This is a genomic window from Streptomyces sp. NPDC048254 (assembly GCF_043201895.1).
Lineage (GTDB): Bacteria > Actinomycetota > Actinomycetes > Streptomycetales > Streptomycetaceae > Streptomyces.
The window spans coordinates 81,467-102,342 of record NZ_JBICZJ010000014.1; the positions used below are offsets into that span (position 1 = coordinate 81,467).

Consider the following 20,876-nt stretch of genomic DNA (forward strand, 5'->3'; position numbering starts at 1 on the left):
ATCAGCCCTTGCGGGTGTTGATCTCCTCGGTCAGCTGCGGGACGACGTCGAAGAGGTCGCCGACCACGCCGAAGTCGACCAGTTCGAAGATCGGGGCCTCGGCGTCCTTGTTGACCGCCACGATCGTCTTCGAGGTCTGCATGCCCGCGCGGTGCTGGATGGCGCCGGAGATGCCGTTGGCGATGTACAGCTGCGGGGAGACGGACTTGCCGGTCTGGCCGACCTGGTTGGTGTGCGGGTACCAGCCGGCGTCGACGGCGGCACGCGAGGCGCCCACGGCCGCGCCGAGGGAGTCGGCGAGCGCCTCGATGATCGCGAAGTTCTCGGCGCCGTTGACGCCGCGGCCGCCGGAGACCACGATCGCGGCCTCGGTCAGCTCCGGACGCCCGGTCGACTCACGCGGGGTCCGGCCGGTCACCTTGGTGCCGGTGGCCTTGTCGGAGAAGGTCACCGCGAGGGCCTCGACCGCACCGGCGGCCGGGGCGGCCTCCACGGCGGCGCTGTTGGGCTTGACCGTGATGACCGGGGTGCCCTTGGAGACGCGGGACTTGGTGGTGAAGGACGCGGCGAACACCGACTGGGTGGCCACCGGGCCCTCGTCGCCGGCCTCCAGGTCGGTGGCGTCGGTGATGATGCCCGAGCCGATGCGCAGCGCCAGACGCGCGGCGATCTCCTTGCCCTCGGCGGAGGAGGGGACCAGGACGGCGGCCGGGGACACGGCGTCGTAGGCGGCCTGCAGCGCGTCCACCTTCGGCACGACCAGGTAGTCGGCGTACTCGGACGCGTCGTGGGTGAGGACCTTCACCGCGCCGTGCTCGGCGAGGGCGGCGGCGGTGTCGGCGGCGCCGTTGCCGAGGGCCACGGCGACGGGCTCGCCGATCCGGCGGGCCAGGGTCAGAAGCTCCAGGGTGGGCTTGCGGACGGCACCGTCCACGTGGTCGACGTAGACGAGGACTTCAGCCATGGGAATGCTCTCCTGCTTGGATCAGTTGAGGGGCGGTCGGCGACTGCGGGGCTCAGATGAACTTCTGGCCCGCGAGGAACTCGGCGAGCTGCTTGCCGCCCTCGCCCTCGTCCTTGACGATCGTGCCGGCCGTGCGGGCCGGACGCTCGGTGGCGGTCTCGACCGCGCTCCAGGCACCCTCCAGACCGACTTCCTCGGCCTCGATGTCCAGGTCGGACAGGTCCCAGGACTCCACCGGCTTCTTCTTCGCGGCCATGATGCCCTTGAAGGACGGGTAACGCGCCTCACCCGACTGGTCGGTGACGGACACGACCGCCGGCAGGGAGGCCTCCAGCTGCTCGCTGGCGGCGTCGCCGTCACGACGGCCCTTCACGACACCGTCCTCAACGGAGACCTCGGAGAGCAGGGTGACCTGCGGGACACCCAGCCGCTCGGCCAGCAGGGCCGGGACCACACCGGCGGTGCCGTCGGTGGAGGCCATACCGGAGACCACCAGGTCGAAGCCGGCCTTCTCGATCGCCTTGGCCAGCACCAGCGAGGTGCCGATCACGTCGCTGCCGTGCAGGTCGTCGTCCTCGACGTGGATCGCCTTGTCCGCACCCATCGACAGCGCCTTGCGCAGCGCGTCCTTGGCGTCCTCCGGACCGACGGTCAGCACGGTGACCTCGACGTCGTCGTCGGAGTTCTCGGAGATCTGCAGCGCCTGTTCGACCGCGTACTCGTCCAGTTCGGAGAGCAGACCGTCCACGTCGTCACGGTCGACGGTCAGGTCATCGGCGAAGTGCCGGTCGCCAGTGGCGTCGGGCACGTACTTCACAGTGACAACGATCCTCAGGCTCACGCCGGCTCTCCTACTGCATCGTCTTTTCTGGGCTGCCTCTTGAAGGCAGCATAGGCGCCCCAAGCGGCTCATCCCGGTCGGGGCGGCCGCGCGCTCCGAACGGAATATTACTCGTCAGTACACCCAGTTCATTCCCGCTAAGCAAGCGCTTTGAACTGTGACCTTCGCAACGCAGCGTAACCGGAATCCGACGCGTCCGCAGGACGAGGGGTGCGTGATCAATCGCGCAGTCCGTTGAAACCACCCTGGTGGTACAGGAGCGGCCGGCCGGCGCGGGAGGGGTCTCCGACGACCACCTCGGCCAGCACGATGCGATGATCGCCGGCCGGTACCCGTGCGACGACCCGGCACACCAGCCAGACCAGCACGTCGTCGAGGACCGGGACTCCCGCATGGCCCTCGCGCCAACCTGTGGGCGCCCCGAACCGGTCGGCGCCGCTGCGCGCGAAGGTGGCCGCGAGCTCGGCCTGGTGCTCGCCGAGGATATGGACGCCGATGTGCTCGGCGGTGGATATCGCGGGCCAGCTGGAGGCGCCCGTGCCGACGCCGAAGGAGAGCATCGGCGGCTCGGCGGAAACGGAGGTGAGGGAGGTGGCGGTGAAACCGACCGGGCCGCCGGCACCGCGCGCGGTGATCACCGCGACTCCGGCGGCGTGCCGCCGGAAGGCGGAGCGGAGCAGGTCGGCAGAGGCGAGCCGGGAGGTGCCGAGGTCGGGCGTGGCCGTCATGGAGTTTTCCTTCTGGGGGAGGCGGCGTTCGGGTCCGGGGGTGTTCAGCGACCCGGACAGCGCGCGCTCGCGGTGCGGGCCAGGTCGACGTGGACCCGCCCGAAGAGAAGGAGTTCATGGGACATACGGTCAGGCTGACGATAGGTGGTACGCCCAGTCAAGTACGTTCCGGGATATGGGAGCTGCCTCACCGTCATCGGCATGTCCGTCAGACCGCCTCTCCCAGCGCGGCGATGACGTCCGCCTTCCGGGGCTGTCCGGTGGCCCGGCGCACCACCCGGCCGGCCGCGTCGAGGACCAGCACGGTGGGCGTCTTGAGGATCTCCAGTTCGCGCACCAGGTCCAGACGGGCCTCGGCGTCGATCTCTACATGGCTGACCCCGGGGACCATCGCGGCGACCTCGCCGAGCACCCGCCGGGTGGCCCGGCAGGGGGCGCAGAAGGCGCTGGAGAACTGCACCAGCGTTGCGCGCCCGCCTAGTTCGGCCCCGAGTTCGGCCGCTCCGAGCAGCTTGCCGTCGTCCCGCCCGCGCACTCGTACCCTCCCGCTCCGCCGCTTGTGCAGCACTCCGTAGACACTCGCCGCCGCGAGCACCGCCACGCACACCATCAGTCCGGTCATCACGGGCTCCAGCTTTCACGACGCCGCTCGCCACTTGGGCAAGCGTTCACGAGACTGCAAAGATTCCCGGCTCCCCTAGGGGCCTTCGGGGCGGAATCCTCGGTTCATGGACATCGACGCACGTGGGCCGCGATTCGCGGCGGCCGTGACGACGGTCGTACTGGCCGCCGCGCTGATCACCCGAAGCCCCTGGATCCTCGCCTGGCAGACGCTGGTGTTCGCGCTCGGCGCAGCCGCGGGCGTGAGCCGTTCGCCGTACGGCTGGGCATTCCGGACGGCGGTACGACCCCGGCTCGCTCCCCCTACGGAGTTCGAACCACCGGAACCCCCGCGATTCGCGCAGGCGGTGGGACTGGTGTTCGCGGGACTCGGTCTGGTCGGCTTCGCGTTGGGCCCCGGCTGGCTGGGGCTCGCGGCGACCGGGATCGCGCTCGCCGCGGCCTTCCTGAACGCGGCGTTCGGATACTGCCTGGGGTGCGAGATGTTCCTTCTCATCCGCCGAGTGGCGGTACGCGCAGAGTAAAGGCGGGTTAAAAATCCGAGGTGGATCATAGGCCGACGTGACGAGGATCTCGCCACTCCGGGGCACCAGGGCTGGCTCCCCGTCCGTTCTTCGGGCACGATCTGCGATACGCCGTAAACCTACGGCTCCGTAACTTTCCCGCCGGGAGCCCCTTTCCCAGGCAGAGCAGAAAGGGTCCGCCCCGCCCATGGCCGAGTTGGTCTACCGTCCCGTCATCGGTTTCGCCAAGACGCTGTTCAAGGTCTGGGACCTCAAGATCGACTGCCAGGGTTCCGAGAACATCCCGCGCTCGGGCGGCGCCGTGCTGGTGAGCAATCACATCAGCTACCTGGACTTCGTCTTCGACGGACTGGCCGCCATCCCGCAGAAGCGCCTGGTGCGCTTCATGGCGAAGGACTCGGTCTTCCGGCACCGGATCTCCGGTCCGCTGATGCGCGGGATGAAGCACATCCCGGTGGACCGCAAGCAGGGCGAGGCGGCGTACCAGCACGCGCTGGACTCGCTCAAGTCCGGTGAGATCGTGGGGGTCTTCCCGGAGGCCACGATCTCCCAGTCGTTCACGCTGAAGAGCTTCAAGTCGGGCGCCGCGCGCCTGGCCCAGGAGGCCGGCGTCCCGCTGATCCCGATGGCGCTGTGGGGCACACAGCGCCTGTGGACCAAGGGCCAGCCGCGCAACTTCAAGCGCAACCACCTCCCCATCACCATCCGGGTGGGCGAGCCGGTCGAGGCCCCGCGCGACCAGTACGCGGGCGCCATCACCCGCCGCCTGCGCGAGCGTGTCCAGGACCTGCTGGACGCGGCCCAGCGCGCCTACCCCGCCCGCCCGAAGGACACGGCGGACACCTGGTGGCTCCCGACCCATCTGGGCGGTACGGCGCCCACGCAGGAGCAGTTGAAGGCGGCCGAGGCGGTCTGAGCCTCAGCCCGCCGACTCGGGCGCCCGCACCTCGACACGCGCCCCGGGGCTGAACTTCGCCAGCAGCTCGGCGAGTTCGGCGCCCGCCGACTCGACCTCGGCCACCGGCATCGGGGCGAGGCTCTCCAGGAGGAAGACGGCCGAGGTCGTCCGCTCGGTCAGGCGGGTGCGGGGACCCTGGCGCCAGTTCCAGCGGCGGCAGGTGACGCCCGCCGCGTCGCACCACACGACCTCGCCGGCGTCCGGGTGCTCGACGGCCTCCTCGCCGCCCGCGACCGTCACGAAGTCCTCCTCGCCCGTGGCGCGCACGAGGCGCATCCCGCCCTGGATGAGGTCGAGGTCCTCGCCGCCGACGGGGGTCAGGTGGGCGACGCTGATGGCGTTGTAGAGGTCCACCAGCAGGTTGATGCGGGGCAGACCGCCGTCCGCGAGGGCTCGTTTGGCCAGCGCCTCGGCGGAGTTCCGGGTACGGGACGGCTTGGAGCCGAACGCCGTGTAGGCCGCACGCCAGGCCGCCATGTGCGGATCCTCGTGCGGGGCGCGCCCGTCGAGGCGTACCGCGAGCCGTCGGGCCGCGTCGTCGAGGAGGGCCGAACTCGCCTCGGTGCTGGGCCCGTTGACCAGTCCGTGGGCCTCGATCGCGAGGTGCGTGAAGCCGGGCGCGAGGGCGCGCACCTCGTCGGACACGGTGAGCGTGAGAGTCATCTGCCTTGCCTCAGAGTGCGGTGGGGAGCGTCTTCCACAGGTACGGGCGGTCGGGCGCCGCTTTCAGCGCGCCGAGCACGGCCGGGTGAGGTTCAGCGTACAGGACCGGATAGTCCACCTCATTGGACTCCGGGTCGGGGGTCCAGGCCAGCCGCTCGCCGTCGAGGGAGAACCGGGCGTCGACGCCGGGCTTGTTGCCGCGCGGGTCCTGCCGGTGCCAGGCCCCGTTGAAGCGGACGGCGACCAGTCCGTGCACGACGTGACCGGCTCCGTCGTCGTCCGCCAGCCGCTGGTAGCACAGGGCGGTGGGGATCTCCTCGGCGCGCAGCAGAGCGGCGAGGGCGTGGGCCTTGGCGTAGCAGATGCCGGTGCACTGCTCCAGCACGTCCGAGGCGCGCCAGGTGACCCGGGTATCGCCGGCATCGGCGGAGTGCGGGACGGTGTCCCGTACGAACTCGTACGCGGCCCGTGCATAGGCATACGAGTCCTCGGCTTCCGACGCCAGCCGGGCGGCCGACTCCCGGACCAGCGGATGATGGTGGTCGATGACCTCGTCAGCGGCCAAGTACGCGGACAGGTCGGCGGTGTTCTGGATCAGCTCCATGGGCGCAGAGCATAGAAATGCGATCAGCCCAGCGTCAATGACTTTTCAGGTGATCGCATATCTATGCAAAGAACCAGCGGTTCTGACTAGCGCGCCATCTCCTCCTTGAGCGCCGCCACGAACGCGTCCACGTCCTCCTCGGTCGTGTCGAAGGCGCACATCCAGCGCACTTCCCCGGCCGCCTCGTCCCAGAAGTAGAACCGGAAGCGCTTCTGCAGCCGCAGGCTCACGTCGTGCGGGAGCCGTGCGAAGACGCCGTTGGCCTGCACCGGGTAGAGGATCTCCACGCCGTGCACGGCCCGGATGCCCTCGGCGAGCCGCTGGGCCATCTCGTTGGCGTGCCGGGCATTGCGCAGCCACAGGTCCTTGGCCAGCAGCGCCTCCAACTGCACCGACACGAAACGCATCTTGGAGGCGAGCTGCATGGACAGCTTGCGCAGGTGCTTCATGTGGCTGACGGCGTCCTGGTTGATCACCACGACCGCCTCGCCGAACACGGCGCCGTTCTTGGTGCCGCCCAGGGAGAGGATGTCGACGCCGACGGCGTTGGTGAACGTGCGCATCGGGACGTCCAGGGAGGCCGCCGCGTTGGCTATCCGGGAGCCGTCCAGGTGCACCTTCATGCCGTGCCCGTGGGCGTGCTCGCAGATCGCGCGGATCTCGTCCGGCGTGTAGAGGGTGCCCAGCTCGGTGCTCTGGGTGATCGAGACGACCTGCGGCATCGCGCGGTGCTCGTCCTCCCAGCCGTACGCCTGCCGGTCGATGAGCTCCGGGGTGAGCTTGCCGTCGGGGGTGGGCACGGTGAGCAGCTTGAGGCCGCCCATCCGCTCGGGGGCGCCACCCTCGTCCACGTTGATGTGCGCGCTCTCGGCGCAGATCACCGCGCCCCAGCGGTCGGTGACCGCCTGGAGCGCGACGACGTTGGCACCGGTGCCGTTGAAGACCGGGAAGGCCTCCGCGGTAGCGCCGAAGTGGCCGCGGACGATCGGCTGGAGGTTCTCGGTGTACTCGTCCTCGCCGTACGCCACCTGGTGGCCGCCGTTGGCGAGGGCCAGGGCGGCCAGTACCTCGGGGTGGGCTCCGGCGTAGTTGTCACTGGCGAAACCGCGGACCTCCGGGTCGTGGTGGCGACGCGCGTCGGTCTTGGGAGGGTTCACGGCTGCTCGGTCAGCCACAGACGGTTTCCGTTCACTTCGGGTGCGGACCTGCTCCAGACGCCCTCGACGGCCTCGGCGAGGTCCGTGACGTCCGTGAAGCCCGCGAACTTCGCGTTGGGCCGCTCGGCGCGCATCGCGTCGTGCACCAACGCCTTCACCACCAGAATGGCAGCAGCGGAGGTCGGACCCGCCTCGCCCCCGGCCTTGCGGAAGCCGTCGGCCATGGCGAGCGTCCACGCCTCGGCGGCGGCCTTGGCGGCGGAGTATGCGGCGTTACCGGCGGTGGGCTTGGCCGCGCCGGCGGCGCTGATCAGCACGTACCGCCCGCGGTCGCTGCGCTGCAGGCCGTCGTAGAAGGCCAGGGAGGTGTGCTGGACCGTACGGATCAGCAGCTTCTCCAGCAGATCCCAGTCGGCCAGGTCGGTCTCGGCGAAGTTCGCGCTGCCGCGCCAGCCGCCGACCAGGTGGACGAGGCCGTCGATCCCGCCGTGGTCCTTCTCGATACGGTCGGCCCACGCCCGGGTCGAGTCCAGGTTGAGCAGGTCGACCGTCTCACCGGTGACCACGGCGCCGCCGCCCGCGTAGCGGGCCGCGTCCACGGCCTCCGCCAGGCGCTCGGGATTGTTGTCGGCGCCGACGACGGTCGCGCCCGCCGCGGCGAGTCTGACCAGGGTCGCGTGCCCGGCGGGTCCGCCCGCCCCGGCCACCGCGATCACCGCACCACTGAGAGACCCGTTGCCCGCCATGTGCTTCCCCTCTTGAGCAGTGTTCCGGAGACGGCCGCTCACGCGGCGACCGGCTCGGCGCTGTCCGCCGTGATGCCCTTGGTCTCGGCGATCACGTTCTTCAGTTTCTTGGACAACGCCTCGTAGAACATGCTCAGCGGAAACTCGTCCGGAAGCACGTCGTCCACGAGCTTGCGCGGCGGCAGCGTCAGGTCCAGGGCGTCCGGGCCCTTGGCCCACTTGGAGCCCGGGTGCGGGGCGAGGTAGGCGGCGACCAGCTCGTACCCGGCGAACCAGTGGACCAGCTTCGGGCGGTCGATGCCGTCCTTGTACAGCTTCTCGATCTCGGCGCACAGCTGGTTGGTGACCTGCGGGGCACGCTCCCAGTCGATGGCGAGCTTGTTGTCGGTCCAGCGGACCACGTCGTGCTTGTGCAGGTAGGCGAAGAGCAGCTGACCGCCGAGCCCGTCGTAGTTGCGGACCCGGTCGCCGGTGACCGGGAAGCGGAACATGCGGTCGAAGAGCACCGCGTACTGCACGTCACGGGCCTGCGGGACGCCGTCGGCCGCCAGCTTCACGGCCTCCTTGAAGGCGGTGAGGTCGCAGCGCAGCTCCTCCAGGCCGTACATCCAGAACGGCTGGCGCTGCTTGATCATGAACGGGTCGAACGGCAGGTCGCCGTGGCTGTGGGTGCGGTCGTGGACCATGTCCCACAGCACGAAGGCCTCCTCGCAGCGCTTCTGGTCGTGGACCATGGCGGCGATGTCCTCGGGGAGTTCCAGGCCGAGGAGGTCGACGGCCGCGTCGGTGACCCGGCGGAAGCGGGCGGCCTCGCGGTCGCAGAAGATACCGCCCCAGGAGAATCGTTCCGGCGCCTGGCGCACGGCGATGGTCTCGGGGAAGAGGACGGCGGAGTTGGTGTCGTAGCCGGCCGTGAAGTCCTCGAACGTGATGCCGCAGAACAGCGGGTTGTCGTACCGGGTGCGCTCCAGCTCGGCCAGCCAGTCGGGCCAGACCATCCGCAGCACGACCGCCTCCAGGTTGCGGTCCGGGTTGCCGTTCTGGGTGTACATCGGGAAGACGACCAGGTGCTGGAGGCCGTGTGCGCGGCTCGCGGCGGGCTGGAAGGCCAGCAGCGAGTCGAGGAAGTCGGGCACCTGGAAACCGCCGACCGCCCAGCGCCGCAGGTCGGTCACCAGGGCACGGTGATAGCCGGCGTCGTGCGGGAGCAGCGGGGACAGCTCCTCGACGGCCGCGATCACCTCGTCGACGGCCCGCTCGGCGTCGGCGCGGTCAGGGGCGCCCTCGGCTTCGAAGTCGATCGACCCGGCCTTGGACTGCCATGGCCGGATCCGCTCCACGCCATCCTTGAGCACGAGCCACGCCGGGTGCTCGACCACCCTGGTCACGGGAGGAACCTGCTCCTCCGAACGCACCTGCACAAGAATTTCCGTCATTACCCATCCTCCACGGGGGAACCTCGCGTATGGACACCGTATGCATACGGGCTTTCTCCCAGCAAGGGGGCCCTCAGGAAATTATCCTGCGACGCTGCACCTTCGCCGCGCTTTTTCCTGTGTGAAACCGTGAAGACGCTCACATTCACTGCGAGTGATGACGGGGAGTCAGCTCCGGGGCGACGTATGGTTCCGGCCGGTCAATACACGGCGGGACGCGCCCACCCCCGGGTGACCGCCGACAGGGGCACGAGCCAGACACCGCGCGCCCTGCGCACCAATCCCCCGTGTACGTACGGGTACATCGCGCCGGACGGCCATTAGGCTGCGCCCAGCCGCGTGGACAGCGACGTCCCGTCGTACGGTCCGCGCGCGTGCATCCCCCGCCGCCGTCGACGGAAGCGAGTTGAATCTTGAACTTCCTTACCATCGGTCACCGCGGAGTCATGGGCGTCGAGCCCGAGAACACCCTCCGTTCCTTCGTCGCCGCCCAGCAGGCCGGCCTCGACCTGATCGAACTCGATCTGCACCTCAGCAAGGACGGCGCCCTGGTCGTCATGCACGACGCGGAGGTGGACCGCACGACCGACGGCACCGGCCCGATCGCCGAGAAGACCCTGGAGGAGCTGCGCACCCTGGACGCGGGCCGCGGTGAGCGGGTGCCGGTGTTCGAGGAAGTCCTGGACGCGGTACGGACGCCGTTGCAGGCCGAGATCAAGGACGTGGCGGCGGCCCGCGCACTGGCCCAGCTGATGCAGCGACGGGACCTGGTGTCCCGGGTGGAGGTGTCCTCGTTCCATGACGAGGCCGTCGCCGAGATCGCCCGGCTGGTGCCGGGCGTGCGCACCGCGCTGATCGCCAGCCTCCCCCACTTTCGAACAGACTCAAGCGGGGGGACCCCCATCGGCCCCGACGTGGTGGAGCGGGCCCGGGAGGCGGGGGCGGCGACCCTCTGCCTCAACATCCGGCGGCTGACCCTGGAGGTCGTCGAGCACGCCCGCAAGGCGGACCTCAGGGTGATCGGCTGGGTGGTGAACACCCAGGACGACCTGCGGCTGGTGCGCGCCCTCCAGCTGGACGGCGCGACGACCGACTACCCGGAGATCAAACGCACCGCCCGCTTCACCGCGTGAGCCGTCAGACCAGTGGCTTGACCAACAGCTCGAACTGCAGGTCGGCACGTTGCGGAACACCGTAGCGCTCGTCGCCGTACGGGAACGGCGTCATCTTCCCCGTACGGCGGTAGCCGCGCCGCTCGTACCAGGCGATCAGGTCGTCGCGTACGGAGATCACCGTCATGTGCATCTCCGTGACGCCCCAGTCCTGCCGGGCCCGGCGCTCCGCCTCGGCGATGACGACCTTGCCGAGACCGGCGCCCTGGAGGTCGGGGCTGACCGCGAACATGCCGAAGTAGGCGTGGGTGCCCCGGTGTTCCAGCTGGCAGCAGGCGACGACCCGGCCCTCCCGCTCGACGACGAGCAGATTTCCGTCCGGGCCCTTGATGACTTCGAGGACGCCGGCCGGGTCGGTCCGCTGTCCCTCCAGAATGTCCGCCTCGGTGGTCCAGCCGGCCCGGCTGGTGTCACCCCGGTACGCCGACTCGATCAGCGCGACCAGCGTGTCCACGTCGGCGTCGGTGGAGTCGCGGAAGGTGAGTCCGGCGGCGGCGTTCTCCATGGGCGGGTGCTCCGATCTCGTGCAGGCTGAACCGCCCACGAGCCTAACGCCGCCACCCGCCCGCGGACGGACCGGCGGTCCCGGGGGCGGGGTGCCAGGGTGCCGGGACTGGGGGTGCCAGGGCTCGGGTGGCCGGGTGCTGGGTCCAGGCGCAGGGCTCCGGGTCCCTGGGCCCCTGGTCCCGGGTGCCGAGGCTCGAGTGACCGGGTGCCGGGTGCGGAGCTCCGGGTCCCGGGTGACCGCGTGCCGGGTCCCGGCGGGGCTCCGGGTTCCGGATCCAGGGCGCAGGGCTCCGGGTCCCTGGTCCCAGGTCCCTGGTCCCCGGTGCCGAGGCTCGGGTGACCAGGTGCCGGGTGCGGAGCTCCAGGTCCCGGGTGACCGGGTGCCGGGTCCCGGCGGGGCTCCGGGTGCCGGGTCCAGGCGCGGGGCTCCGGGTCCCTGGTCCCGGGTGCCGAGGCTCGAGTGACCAGGTGCCGGGTGCGGAGCTCCGGGTCCCGGGTGACCGGGTGCCGCGTGCGGGGTGTCGGTGGTGGGTGGCGCTACGCTCCGGTCGCATGGTGCACGTACTGAGCAGTCGTACCCTTGTCCACCCCACCGACCCCGAGCGCGCCCGCGCCTTCTACGGCGAGCAGCTCGGCCTCGCCGTCTACCGCGAGTTCGGCACCGGACCCGAGCGCGGCACGGTGTACTTCCTGGGTGGCGGCTTCCTGGAGGTCTCCGGGCGCGTGGACGCCCCCGCCTCCCCCGCCGTGCAGCTGTGGATGCAGGTCGCGGATGCCGGTGCGGCGCACGAGGAGCTGGCGGCGAAGGGGGTCGAGATCGTGCGTCCGCCGGTGAAGGAGCCGTGGGGCCTGGTCGAGATGTGGATCGCGGATCCGGACGGACTCAAAATTGTTATCGTGGAGGTTCCTGAAGACCACCCCATGCGACACCGGCCCGGCATCTGAACTGCGGAAACAACAAAGCCCCGCCCTCCCTGGCTCCGTGAGCGCCAGGCAGAGCGGGGCTTCGGCATCCGGACGACCTCCCGGCGTAGGGAGTAGATCCATGCCCGGATGCAGCGTCCGCGGCGCGGGGATCCATGGCCATAGACCCGCAGTGCGGACGTGGTGCGTGAAGCCCCGCTCACCGGCTCGGGGGGAACCAGTGAGCGGGGCCTGTGCCGCCCCGGGCAGTCCGCATGTGGGTACGGACTCCTCCGACGGGCGGTGCCTCGTCCCCATGGAGAACGCCGTCGGGGACGAGAAGCTGTGGGTGGGCACCCCGCCTGTCCGTCGACGTGGACAGGCGGGGCTCTCCCGGATACGGCGCAGCCCACCAAAGGAACCAAACTGCGCCTGGCCCCCTCGTTCACGGCCTTTGTGGATCTCAGCGCACCTCGAACGAGGTTCGGACGCTAGCGGGGGTCAGGCGGCTGCCAGCCTCACCCGGCACCCAACCCCCGCCGCGCCCTCCGCAGTCGACGCACAGGCGCCGGCCGCGGGTCTATGGGGTGGGCGACGCGCTCCACCGGTACTCGCCGTGGGGCTCACCGTCCACCAGGAGCTTCGCCACGTGGTCGCCATCCCCATGCGGCTCCAGGGCACACGCCACCGTGACGTCGCTCCAGTCGAGGCCCGTCTCCTGCTTCTCTTGGGCGATGAAGGAGTTGGGAAGGACCTTCAGCTCTCCGCAGACGTGCGTGAGCGCCTCGACGTCGTCCTCCGTCAGCCGTGGCGTCACCCGGAATCCCTTGGACGTGACGAGGCGGAACCGGTCGTGGGTGGGGTGCTTCCTCACGTGCGCCTTCGCCCAAGCCACGTAGTCTATCGGCTCCCCGTCCGGATCACGGTCCTGAATGGCCATGCAGTTGGCACATTCGGCCCACTCGCGCGGCCTGGTGTCGTCCAGCTGCCGTTGCGACGGGATGACGGGGAATGGGTCTATGTACGTCCTCATGGCGCCACCTCGTCGACCTGGTGGCGGTTCATCAGGATCCGGAGGTCGATTGCCTCCGATGGGTTGTAGCGCTCACTGTGCGGGTCACTGGCGGCGTTGATCTGTATCTGAAGCGAGTCGCACACTGCACATCCCGGCTCGGGGGTCGGGGGACGGTCAAACGTCGGATCCATGAGTTGGATCGGGGTGTCTCTGAGCACCGTTTCCATCGCCACGCCTGCACCTCCGCCACCGGGATTCTGTGCTTCGACGGTAGGCGCGCGAGGGAGCGCAGTTCCATGGAGTTCTACGAAGTTCTACGCAACTTCAGTCGAGGGAGTCAATGGCCGACGAGATGAGCCCGCGGGCATGTGATCCGTATACCGCGAGGGTGGTCATTTCCTCGAAGGCATGGGCGTACATCGCCAACTCCCCGGGGGCTGTCACAGTGATGCCGGCCGTGAGGAGTTCGACGGATACGCGCTCCTCGTCGAACAACGTGAACGTCTCTAGCGTCCACATAGTCCGCTCGCGTCCGGCGGGGATGATGCCGAAGGAGACGGCAGGCAGCGCCATGACGGAGAGGAGATATCCCAACTGCCCTGCCATGACTACGGAGTTGCCCACGACGTGCCGGAGTACCGACTCCTCCATCAAGAGGGCGAACCGTCGGTGTCCGTCGCGGATGATGTGCGACCGATCGACTCGTGCGGCGGCAGCCTCGTCGACGTCCTCCGGTGTCCCGTGCACGCGCGCGATGTTCCCGAGCAGTGCGGCGGCGTACTCGTACGTCTGGACGAAGCCAGGGACGACGCTGGAGCTGTAGACGCGGAACGTGCGCGTCTGCTCGTACAGCGGAATACGCGACTCCTGGAGGCGCCTCAGGCCGCTCCGCTGGACACGGCGCCACTCCAGGTACATCGAGTCGGCTGTCCGGTTGGCTGCCAGGAGATCCGGGATCCTGTCTTCGGCCCCGCAGGCGACGCACCATGCCCGGATGTCTTCGTCAGACGGAGGCGTTGTCGCGCTCTGTAGACGCGACACCTTCGAGGGCAGCCATCCCGCGCGGGCCGCGACCTCCCTACCCGTCAGGCCGGCGTCACGCCGGATCTCACGGAGCTTCTCCGCGATGGCACGGCGCGCCTCGTCGAGGGCAGCAGACGGGTAGGGAGATTGCATGGTCGGGTGGCGCTCAGATCCTGAAGTCCGCGTGAGGGATGGCCCGCTCCCACACGGCCTCGAACGCCTCAGCGTGGCGCTTGACGACGTCGGGCGCGTCCTCCATGACGTGACCGACGAACCGGCCGTCGCCAGAGAAGAGGCCATAGCGGATCAACCGACCGTCGAAGATCCAGAGGTCGTTGCCAGGCAGCAGCAAGTCAGATGCCAGGCGTCGAGGGAGCCACCTGACGTCTTCGCCTGCCGCAAGGTTCTGCGGCGTGCACGAGTGCTCGTACCGGATGTACTCGCTCACCGGCTCCGATACGACGCGCGCGCGGCGCACGACTACGCCACGGCCCACAGCGTCCGATACGACGTCGTGGAAGGAGTTCCACCACGTCGACCGATCGTCGAGGACGTACCCGCGCCCCGCGCGCCAGGCCGCAAAATCCTCGTCCTCCTCGACGACTCCGTAGGCGTCACGGGTCTCCAGGTGGACTGCGGAGGATCGGCAGCCGGCGAGCAGCTCAGCGAACGGGGGAACGTTCTGCGGCATCGAGCGCCTCCCTGATCTGCTGCGCCATGCGAAGGGGCAGCCTGACGACTGCCTCCGTGTCGGGGATCGGCCCCGTGGCAAGGCATTGTGCCTGAAGTGCCACGTCAGCCTTCCATCCCTGAACGACGAGCTCTTGCTTGTCCTCGTCGAGCCACACCGTCGGGCAGTTGTCTCCGTTGGTCTCGGGGTCTTTCCCGAAGAACCGTAGCGGCATGATGACCTCCGTTGTCACGTAGGTTGCGCAAGGTTCTACGACCAGCACGCCTACGGGGAGGCAGCGTCAAGGGTGCCTAGAGCCAACCCGCGTGCCGCATCCGACGTCGCCACAGCCGGCCGTGTTCGGCCGTGCAGTACCGGCGCACCCTCCCCGCGCCCTCCGTCTGCGTCAGCGGGGCGCCACAGTGAAGGCAACCGTCGTTGGTCTGGCCCTTGATCGTCTTCGTACAGTCCATCGGTACTCCTCCGAAAGTCAGGTGTTCCGTCGGCCCTGACGGCCGACGGAACGAGAAAGGGCCGGTCCCATGGCGGAACCGGCCCTGATGTGTGCGTGCTGGTGTGCTTACACGTAGCGGCCGGAGGTGATGGCCGTGGCGTTCTGTTCCTCACGGACGATGACGCGGTGGTCAACGAATTCCGTGATTTCCTGCGTTCCGAAGTAGGCGTGACTCTCGACGGTGATGTTCGGCGCCGACGTCCCGCCGCTCTTCGCTGCGCGCAGATCTTCCCATTGGCGGCTCGTGAACACCGGCTCCGGGGAGCCCGTTCCGTTGGCGACGAGGGACAGACCAGGGGGCAGATAGCCGCCCTCGTCGTACCAGTGGGGCGAGCGGCTGAGCCACTTCGACCACGCTGCCGCGGGAGACCCGTAGTCGGCACGGCCCTTGATGTAGCCGAGCCCCCACTTGATCTGTGTGGCAGCGTTCGTGCGCCAGTCAGGGCCCCCACTGGCCATCTTCCCCGCCGTCGGTGCCTGAGGGATGCCGTAGGCGCCCGACGAGGCGTTCCGGGCGTTCCACCGCCATCCTGACTCGCCGTTCCACAGGGAGATCAGCGGGGCCATCTGATCGGGTCCCCAGCCGAACGCTGGCAGCATCGCGCGGGCGATGCTCTGCGCCTGCTTTGCGGAGGCGCCGTGCGCTCCGAGGTCGCCCAGTCCGCTGACGTCAGCGGAGCCATCGCCCGTCACGGCACCGACGATCTTGTCTCGAAGGCCGTCGGCCATCTTGACGGGAAGCTTCGCCAGGGCCTTGCCCATGGGCGCACTGCCCACGCCCTTCGACACGGCGTCGAGCACAGGCTTGACGATCCGGACGGCATCCGGATCGTGCCGGCGGAGGTGCCGGCCGACCACCCGATGCGGTACCGGCCGGGGATCTGAGGGCGCGCCCGGGTCCGATGGCCGCTGTCAGTGGCGGGGTCTAGCGTCGGAGGAGAGATCCCCCCGGGAGGAGCGGCCATGGAGTTCGACAAGCCGGTGACGGGCGGTCCCTGCTGGACGGAGCTGGGGACCGACGATCTGGAGAGCGCCAAGCGCTTCTACGCGGAACTGTTCGGCTGGCGTCCGGAGACGGATCCCCGGCAGGAGGCCGGCGGCTACACCGTGGCGCATCTCGGGGACGCGGCGGTCGCGGCCATGAGCCCGCTGTACCAGGAGTCCCAACCGGTCGCGTGGAACGTGTCGTTCGCGGTGACCGACGCGGACGCGACCGCGCGGCTGGTGGAGGAGGCCGGCGGCACGGTGGTCGTCGGCCCGATGGACATCTTCGACGTGGGCCGCTTCTCGGTCGCCCTCGACCCCACCGGCGCGGCCTTCCAGCTGTGGGAGGCGCGGGCCTTCCCCGGCGCCGGGCTGCTCAACGCGCCCGGTGCGCTGGGCTGGGTGGAGCTGGCGACCCGGGACACCGGCCGCGCCGGGAGCTTCTACGGCACCGTCTTCGGCTGGAGCGCCGAGTGCTCCGAGTGGTACACGGAGTTCGCCGTCGGCGGGCAGCGGTTCGGCGGGATGGCCGACATGGGCGACCGGTTCCCGCCCGAGGTGCCGCCGCACTGGCTGCCGTACTTCGCGGTCGAGGACGTGGACGCCACGGCCGAGGTGGCGGTCGCCGCGGGCGGTACCGTGCGGGCGGAGCCGATGACGGTGCCGGACGGCCCGCGTATCGCCGTACTGACCGATCCGCGGGGCGCGGTGTTCGGCGTCTTCCGGGCGGAGGAGAAGGGCTGAGCCGGGGATCACCCGGGCGATGTGCGGCGGCCGGCGGCCGGCGGCAGCGGATCGACGACCGACGCCGCAACCGTCGCCGTACCCTCCATGGCATCCCGCGCGCTCAGGCGCGCAACGCGCCCATCCTGCCCTCCAGTCGCCCCAGCAACTCGGCGAGCAGGCCGGCCAGTTCGCCCTGTCCGTCGGGGGCCAGGACGGACAGCACGGCCGTCTCGTAGGAGAGTTGCTCGGGCAGGATGCCGTCGACCAGGTCACGGCCCGCGTCGGTGAGCCGAAGGTGGGCGACCCGCCGGTCCCGGGCGTCGCCGCGCCGCTCGACCAGGCCCCGCTCGGTGAGCTGCTTGAGGCGTTTGGTGACGGCGGCGCCGGAGGAGAAGGTCTCCTTGGCCAGCTCGCTCGGGGTCAGTTCGTGGCCGGTGCGGCGCAGCGCGCCGAGCAGGTCGAACTCGGGGCGGCTGAGACCCGCCCGGCGCAGCGGGGCGTCCTCGGCCTGCTGGAGCAGGGCGGCGCAGCGGTTGATACGGCCGATGACCTCCATGGGCCCGGTGTCCAGCTGGGGATGGACGGCCCGCCACTGCCGGACGACGGCGGCGACCGTGTCGTCTCTGCCCGCGGCTCTGCCCGTCCCCCCGTCCGCGTCGCCGTCGGCCGCCGGTCGTCCGTTGGTCGCCGTCATGGCCGTACGTCCTCCGTAGTCCTCGTGCCGTCCCAGGAGTGCGGTCCCTGGCGTCGTACCGTCGCGGCGAGCGTACGGTGTCCGGCCTGCTCGGCGAGGACGACCCGCTCCTGGGGGAGTGCGCGCTGCCACCACTCGCCGGACGCGGCGTCGGCCGTGGCGCGCAGCTCGGCGAGGGCGGCGGACAGGCTGCGGCGGACGGTCTCCAGGGCGCGCGGGGCCGGGTGCGGCTCGGCCAGCAGCCGGGCGGCCTCCTCCCGGGCCCGCTCGACGGCGGTCAGGGCGTGTTCGATGCGGTCGCCGGCCCGCCGGTTGGTGACCACGACGGCGGCGGCGAAGCCGACCAGCGCGCCGACCAGGGTGTCCAGGACCCGCTCGGTGATCAGTTGCCCGGAGTCCTGGGTACGGGCGAACTCGGTGATGAGCAGCGCCATCGGGGTGACGCAGACGCTGCCGAGCCAGTAGTTGCGGCCGATCAGCGCCTCAGCGCCGAAGTTGAAGACGAGGCAGCTCAGCACCAGGACGGCCGGGTGCAGATGGGCGAGGGGCACGACGGCGGCGAAGACCAGGACGCCGAGGAGGTTGCCGACGACACGCTGGACTCCTCGGCTCCAGGTGAGCGTGGTGTTGGCCTGGTAGAGGGAGGCGGCGGTGACCAGCGCCCAGTAGGGGCGGCCGACACCGAGGGCCAGGGAGGCGTATCCGGCGAGGGCGCAGCCGAGCGCGGTGCGGGCGGCGAGCGGTGCGAGCGGGCCGAGCCGGTGCCACAGCGGGCGGTGCGGTACGGCGCGTTCGGCGTCGACGCCGAGGAGTTCGTCGTCGGCGCCGGCCACCCGTGGGACGCGTCCGGTGCCGCTCAGCTCGCGTGCCCAGCCGCGCAGCCGCTCGGGGTCGGCGTCGGCGGGGGCGGCGAGGGCGACCTCGGCGCGGACGACAAGGTGTTCGAGGGCGCGGCGGGTGCGGTCGGTGCGGGCGCCGGTGGCGAGCAGGGACTGCCAGGCGGCCTGTACGGCGGCCGCGGCGGCCCGGGCGCGGACGTGGCCCTCCCCGGCACCGCGGGTGTCGGCGTAGGCGGCGGTGGCGTTCAGGGCCTGGGCGGTGGCCCGGCGCTCCGGGCCGTACGGGCGCAGCAGCCCGGGTGCCATGCCGACCAGCCAGGCCCAGGCGCCCGCGAGCAGGGCCAGTCCGACATGGCCGGGCACCTGGCCGAGGGTCCCTGGGGCGAACAGGGAGGCGGAGCTGATGAAGGTGAGGACCACGTTCCCGGGCGGGCCGACCCGGGTGGCGTCGCACAGCACCTTCTGCACGGCGGCCATCAGGGCGCCGACGGTGACCAGGGCGACCGCGTTCGTGGTGAGCGAGGCGGCGAGCAGGGCCACGGCGAGACCGCCGGTCATGCCGAGGACGACCCGGGCCAGGGTGCGGGCGCGGGCGGGGTAGGGGCGGTTGTGGCCGTAGAGGGCGCACAGCGATCCGGCCATCGTGTACATCGCCAGGTCGAGGCGGCCGAGGGCCAGCAGGGTCAGGTTGGGCGGGGCGACCGCGGCGACCACGCTGAGGGCGGGCTTGAACCAGATGTCGGAGGGCCGGCCGAGGCGCAGCGCACCGGCGAGGGGCAGACGGCGGGTGGTGGGGGTCGCGGTGCTCATACCCATCAATTTAGCATGTGTTTTACTCGTAAAGCACATTCGAACATGCCGTCCGGCCGACCGTCCGCTACGGTCGAACAGACCCCTCGTCACCTGCTGTGCCCTGCCGAGTGCTCCCCGTGTACACCCTTGCGCTCGCGTGCGCGCCGTGCGGGCGGGGCATCGCATCCATCGATGCGACGTCGAGCGGGGAGGTGCGCGTGCACGGACCGGCTTCGCCCGGCTGGCTGCTGGTCGCGCTGTGCGCGGCGACCGGTGCCTACTGTCTGCTGCGGATGCGCAGCAGCGTCGAGGAACAGCGGCGCGCCGCGGGCGGCGAGGCGCTGATGGGGTTCGGCATGGCCGCGATGGCCGTGCCCGCGACCGTCTTCACCCCACCCGTCTGGACCTGGCCGCTGTACGCGGCGGTGTTCGGCGCGGCCGCGCTGCGCGCCCTGTGGAGCACCCGCGGCAGCGTGCACCATCTGCACCATCTGGTGGGGGCCACGGCGATGGTCTACATGGCGGTGGCGATGGCGGCCTCCCCGGCCGCCCACCACCACGGCGGTGCCGGAGTCCCGGCGGTGACCGGGCTGCTGCTCGTCTACTTCACCGGCTATGTCCTGCTGTCCGGGGCGCGGCTGGTGCCGGTCGCGGTGGCGGCGGCCGGGACCGGGCAGGCCGGCTGGCGCGACCGGCCCGAGCTGGCACGGGCGTGCCGGCTGTCGATGGGAATCGGGATGGTGGCCATGCTCCTGGCGCTGTGAGCGGGTGACGGCACTCGCGGCGCACACGTTGCTTGCGTCACTTTGGCGCAACGGCCGGTACCCCTGGGCGGTCCCCCGCTCATAGGGTGCTGGCCATGATGGTCCCCGTGGCACTGCTGCTGCTCGGCACCCTGACGGCCGTGGCCGGTCCCCGGCTGCTCGCCCGGGCCGACTGGACGGACCGGGAGCCGGTGGTCGCCCTGTGGGCGTGGCAGTGCGTGGTGGCGGCCGTGCTGCTGTGCTGTGCGCTGTCGATGACGCTGAGCGCGGCGGCGGCCTGGCAGGCGGCGCGGGGACAGCTGTTCGCGACCGCCCCGCGCGGGGTCGCGGACGCCTATCCGCTCGCCGCGACCGGTCCTTGGGCGGCGACGACCGCGGTGACGCTCGCCTGCGCCGGACTGTGGAGCGGGGCGATGCTGGTGCGCGAGATCGCCGGAGCGAGGGCTCGGCGCCGGCAGCGGCGGGCCGAACTCCTGCTCCGGTCGCCGCTGTTGCCCGGTGAGGAGCGGTCCGCCGACCGACTCGTGGTACTCGAGGGCGAGCGCCCGGACGCCTGGTGGCTGCCCGGTGCGGCGCCCCAACTCGTGGTGACCACGGCCGCGTTGCGCCGCCTGAAAGGGCGTCAGCTGGACGCGGTCCTCGCCCATGAGCGGGGGCACGCCCAGGCCCGGCACGACTGGCTGCTGCACTGTTCGGCGGCGCTGGCGGGCGGGTTTCCGCAGATCCCGGTGTTCGCCGCGTTCCGTGACGAGATGCACCGGCTGGTCGAACTGGCCGCGGACGACATGGCGTCCCGACGCCACGGCCGTCTCACCACCGCGCTCGCCCTGGTCGAACTCAACGAGGACCGGGGCGTGTTCGGCCCCGGCCCGGCCCCGCACGCCCATGTCCCGCAGCGCGTGAACCGGTTGCTCACCGCCCCGGACCGGCTCCCCGCCCGGCACCGGCTGCGGCTGACCGCGACCGCCGCCCTGGTCCCCGTGATCCCGGTGCTGGTGGCACTCGTACCGGGACTGCGCGCGCTCGGGTAA

At 70.7% G+C, this 20,876-nt stretch carries 25 protein-coding genes and 1 pseudogene; 8 read left to right on the forward strand and 18 right to left on the reverse strand.

Going from position 1 to position 20,876, the window contains the following annotated elements; all coding sequences use genetic code 11:
• Window position 1 precedes the first annotated feature (1 nt).
• From ACGFZQ_RS33680 to ACGFZQ_RS33695, 4 genes are all read right to left on the reverse strand, one after another.
• Window positions 2–964 carry an electron transfer flavoprotein subunit alpha/FixB family protein gene (locus ACGFZQ_RS33680; protein ID WP_384485421.1) on the reverse strand — a complete coding sequence of 321 codons (963 nt, stop codon included), beginning with the start codon at window positions 962–964 and terminating at the stop codon, window positions 2–4.
• A gap of 52 nt (window positions 965–1,016) precedes the next feature.
• Complete coding sequence (locus ACGFZQ_RS33685) at window positions 1,017–1,805, reverse strand: electron transfer flavoprotein subunit beta/FixA family protein (protein WP_351712967.1); 789 nt, start codon at window positions 1,803–1,805, stop codon at window positions 1,017–1,019.
• 218 nt (window positions 1,806–2,023) lie between these two features.
• On the reverse strand, window positions 2,024–2,533 hold the full coding sequence (locus ACGFZQ_RS33690) for a flavin reductase family protein (protein WP_393843519.1): 510 nt from the start codon (window positions 2,531–2,533) through the stop codon (window positions 2,024–2,026).
• Between the two features lie 208 nt (window positions 2,534–2,741).
• Entirely contained in the window at window positions 2,742–3,155 is a 414-nt protein-coding gene (locus ACGFZQ_RS33695; protein ID WP_393843520.1) for a TlpA family protein disulfide reductase, read from the reverse strand.
• A gap of 106 nt (window positions 3,156–3,261) precedes the next feature.
• Between ACGFZQ_RS33695 and ACGFZQ_RS33700 the strand changes: the two genes are divergently transcribed.
• Together ACGFZQ_RS33700 and ACGFZQ_RS33705 are read left to right on the forward strand one after the other, a co-directional pair.
• Window positions 3,262–3,678, forward strand: coding sequence for a DUF4395 domain-containing protein (locus ACGFZQ_RS33700; protein ID WP_351712961.1), 417 nt, complete (start codon window positions 3,262–3,264; stop codon window positions 3,676–3,678).
• A 187-nt stretch (window positions 3,679–3,865) separates the two neighbouring features.
• Entirely contained in the window at window positions 3,866–4,594 is a 729-nt protein-coding gene (locus tag ACGFZQ_RS33705; RefSeq protein WP_351712959.1) for a lysophospholipid acyltransferase family protein, read from the forward strand.
• 3 nt (window positions 4,595–4,597) lie between these two features.
• Here ACGFZQ_RS33705 and ACGFZQ_RS33710 read toward each other — a convergent pair whose 3' ends face one another.
• The 5 genes from ACGFZQ_RS33710 to ACGFZQ_RS33730 all read right to left on the reverse strand — a co-directional run bounded on the left by ACGFZQ_RS33710 (window position 4,598) and on the right by ACGFZQ_RS33730 (window position 9,242).
• Entirely contained in the window at window positions 4,598–5,299 is a 702-nt protein-coding gene (locus ACGFZQ_RS33710) for a B3/4 domain-containing protein (protein ID WP_393843521.1), read from the reverse strand.
• A gap of 10 nt (window positions 5,300–5,309) precedes the next feature.
• Entirely contained in the window at window positions 5,310–5,903 is a 594-nt protein-coding gene (locus ACGFZQ_RS33715; protein WP_393843522.1) for a transglutaminase domain-containing protein, read from the reverse strand.
• Between the two features lie 86 nt (window positions 5,904–5,989).
• Window positions 5,990–7,060, reverse strand: a complete 1,071-nt coding sequence (locus ACGFZQ_RS33720; RefSeq protein WP_393843523.1) for a threonine aldolase family protein — start codon at window positions 7,058–7,060, stop codon at window positions 5,990–5,992.
• Window positions 7,057–7,806 carry an SDR family NAD(P)-dependent oxidoreductase gene (locus ACGFZQ_RS33725; RefSeq protein ID WP_351742535.1) on the reverse strand — a complete coding sequence of 250 codons (750 nt, stop codon included), beginning with the start codon at window positions 7,804–7,806 and terminating at the stop codon, window positions 7,057–7,059. The genes ACGFZQ_RS33720 and ACGFZQ_RS33725 overlap by 4 nt, the downstream gene beginning before the upstream one ends.
• 38 nt (window positions 7,807–7,844) lie before the next feature.
• Entirely contained in the window at window positions 7,845–9,242 is a 1,398-nt protein-coding gene (locus tag ACGFZQ_RS33730; protein WP_393843524.1) for a DUF6421 family protein, read from the reverse strand.
• A gap of 413 nt (window positions 9,243–9,655) precedes the next feature.
• Between ACGFZQ_RS33730 and ACGFZQ_RS33735 the strand changes: the two genes are divergently transcribed.
• The gene (locus ACGFZQ_RS33735; RefSeq protein ID WP_393843525.1) at window positions 9,656–10,375 is read left to right on the forward strand and encodes a glycerophosphodiester phosphodiesterase; all 720 of its coding nucleotides are present in this window, start codon (window positions 9,656–9,658) and stop codon (window positions 10,373–10,375) included.
• A gap of 4 nt (window positions 10,376–10,379) precedes the next feature.
• Here the strand turns inward: ACGFZQ_RS33735 and ACGFZQ_RS33740 are convergent, their stop codons facing one another.
• Window positions 10,380–10,919 carry a GNAT family N-acetyltransferase gene (locus ACGFZQ_RS33740; RefSeq protein ID WP_351742527.1) on the reverse strand — a complete coding sequence of 180 codons (540 nt, stop codon included), beginning with the start codon at window positions 10,917–10,919 and terminating at the stop codon, window positions 10,380–10,382.
• Between the two features lie 554 nt (window positions 10,920–11,473).
• On the opposite strand from ACGFZQ_RS33740, the gene ACGFZQ_RS33745 reads away from it, so the two are divergent.
• Entirely contained in the window at window positions 11,474–11,866 is a 393-nt protein-coding gene (locus ACGFZQ_RS33745; RefSeq protein WP_393843526.1) for a VOC family protein, read from the forward strand.
• 538 nt (window positions 11,867–12,404) lie between these two features.
• Here ACGFZQ_RS33745 and ACGFZQ_RS33750 read toward each other — a convergent pair.
• The 6 genes from ACGFZQ_RS33750 to ACGFZQ_RS33775 form a co-directional block, all read right to left on the reverse strand.
• Complete coding sequence (locus ACGFZQ_RS33750; protein ID WP_393843527.1) at window positions 12,405–12,764, reverse strand: hypothetical protein; 360 nt, start codon at window positions 12,762–12,764, stop codon at window positions 12,405–12,407.
• Between the two features lie 89 nt (window positions 12,765–12,853).
• Window positions 12,854–13,072: a hypothetical protein gene (locus tag ACGFZQ_RS33755; RefSeq protein ID WP_393843528.1), complete on the reverse strand. Its 219-nt coding sequence runs from the start codon at window positions 13,070–13,072 to the stop codon at window positions 12,854–12,856.
• Window positions 13,073–13,163: 91 nt separating this feature from the next.
• The gene (locus ACGFZQ_RS33760; protein WP_393843529.1) at window positions 13,164–14,015 is read right to left on the reverse strand and encodes a helix-turn-helix domain-containing protein; all 852 of its coding nucleotides are present in this window, start codon (window positions 14,013–14,015) and stop codon (window positions 13,164–13,166) included.
• Window positions 14,016–14,028: 13 nt separating this feature from the next.
• Window positions 14,029–14,553 (reverse strand): DUF6879 family protein, encoded by a 525-nt coding sequence (locus tag ACGFZQ_RS33765; protein ID WP_393843530.1) that lies wholly within the window; start codon window positions 14,551–14,553, stop codon window positions 14,029–14,031.
• Window positions 14,525–14,767, reverse strand: coding sequence for a hypothetical protein (locus tag ACGFZQ_RS33770; protein WP_393843531.1), 243 nt, complete (start codon window positions 14,765–14,767; stop codon window positions 14,525–14,527). Before ACGFZQ_RS33770 ends, ACGFZQ_RS33765 begins: the two co-directional genes overlap by 29 nt.
• Window positions 14,768–15,112: 345 nt before the next feature.
• Complete coding sequence (locus ACGFZQ_RS33775) at window positions 15,113–15,847, reverse strand: hypothetical protein (RefSeq protein WP_393843666.1); 735 nt, start codon at window positions 15,845–15,847, stop codon at window positions 15,113–15,115.
• Between ACGFZQ_RS33775 and ACGFZQ_RS33780 the strand changes: the two are divergent.
• Window positions 15,839–15,931: pseudogene (locus ACGFZQ_RS33780) on the forward strand (VOC family protein); the annotation flags it as partial. The gene ACGFZQ_RS33775 and the pseudogene ACGFZQ_RS33780 sit on opposite strands and share 9 nt — an antisense overlap.
• Before the next feature lie 78 nt (window positions 15,932–16,009).
• A complete protein-coding gene (locus tag ACGFZQ_RS33785) occupies window positions 16,010–16,774 on the forward strand; it encodes a VOC family protein (protein WP_393843532.1) in 765 nt (254 codons plus the stop codon).
• Window positions 16,775–16,877: 103 nt separating this feature from the next.
• Here the strand turns inward: ACGFZQ_RS33785 and ACGFZQ_RS33790 are convergent, their stop codons facing one another.
• Both ACGFZQ_RS33790 and ACGFZQ_RS33795 read right to left on the reverse strand, forming a co-directional pair.
• Window positions 16,878–17,450, reverse strand: coding sequence for a MarR family winged helix-turn-helix transcriptional regulator (locus ACGFZQ_RS33790; RefSeq protein WP_393843533.1), 573 nt, complete (start codon window positions 17,448–17,450; stop codon window positions 16,878–16,880).
• Window positions 17,447–19,099 carry an FUSC family protein gene (locus ACGFZQ_RS33795; protein ID WP_393843534.1) on the reverse strand — a complete coding sequence of 551 codons (1,653 nt, stop codon included), beginning with the start codon at window positions 19,097–19,099 and terminating at the stop codon, window positions 17,447–17,449. Before ACGFZQ_RS33795 ends, ACGFZQ_RS33790 begins: the two co-directional genes overlap by 4 nt.
• A gap of 200 nt (window positions 19,100–19,299) precedes the next feature.
• Here ACGFZQ_RS33795 and ACGFZQ_RS33800 point away from each other — a divergent pair, with 200 nt between their 5' ends.
• Both ACGFZQ_RS33800 and ACGFZQ_RS33805 read left to right on the forward strand, forming a co-directional pair.
• Window positions 19,300–19,845, forward strand: a complete 546-nt coding sequence (locus ACGFZQ_RS33800; RefSeq protein WP_393843535.1) for a DUF5134 domain-containing protein — start codon at window positions 19,300–19,302, stop codon at window positions 19,843–19,845.
• A gap of 95 nt (window positions 19,846–19,940) precedes the next feature.
• Complete coding sequence (locus tag ACGFZQ_RS33805) at window positions 19,941–20,876, forward strand: M56 family metallopeptidase (protein WP_382529542.1); 936 nt, start codon at window positions 19,941–19,943, stop codon at window positions 20,874–20,876.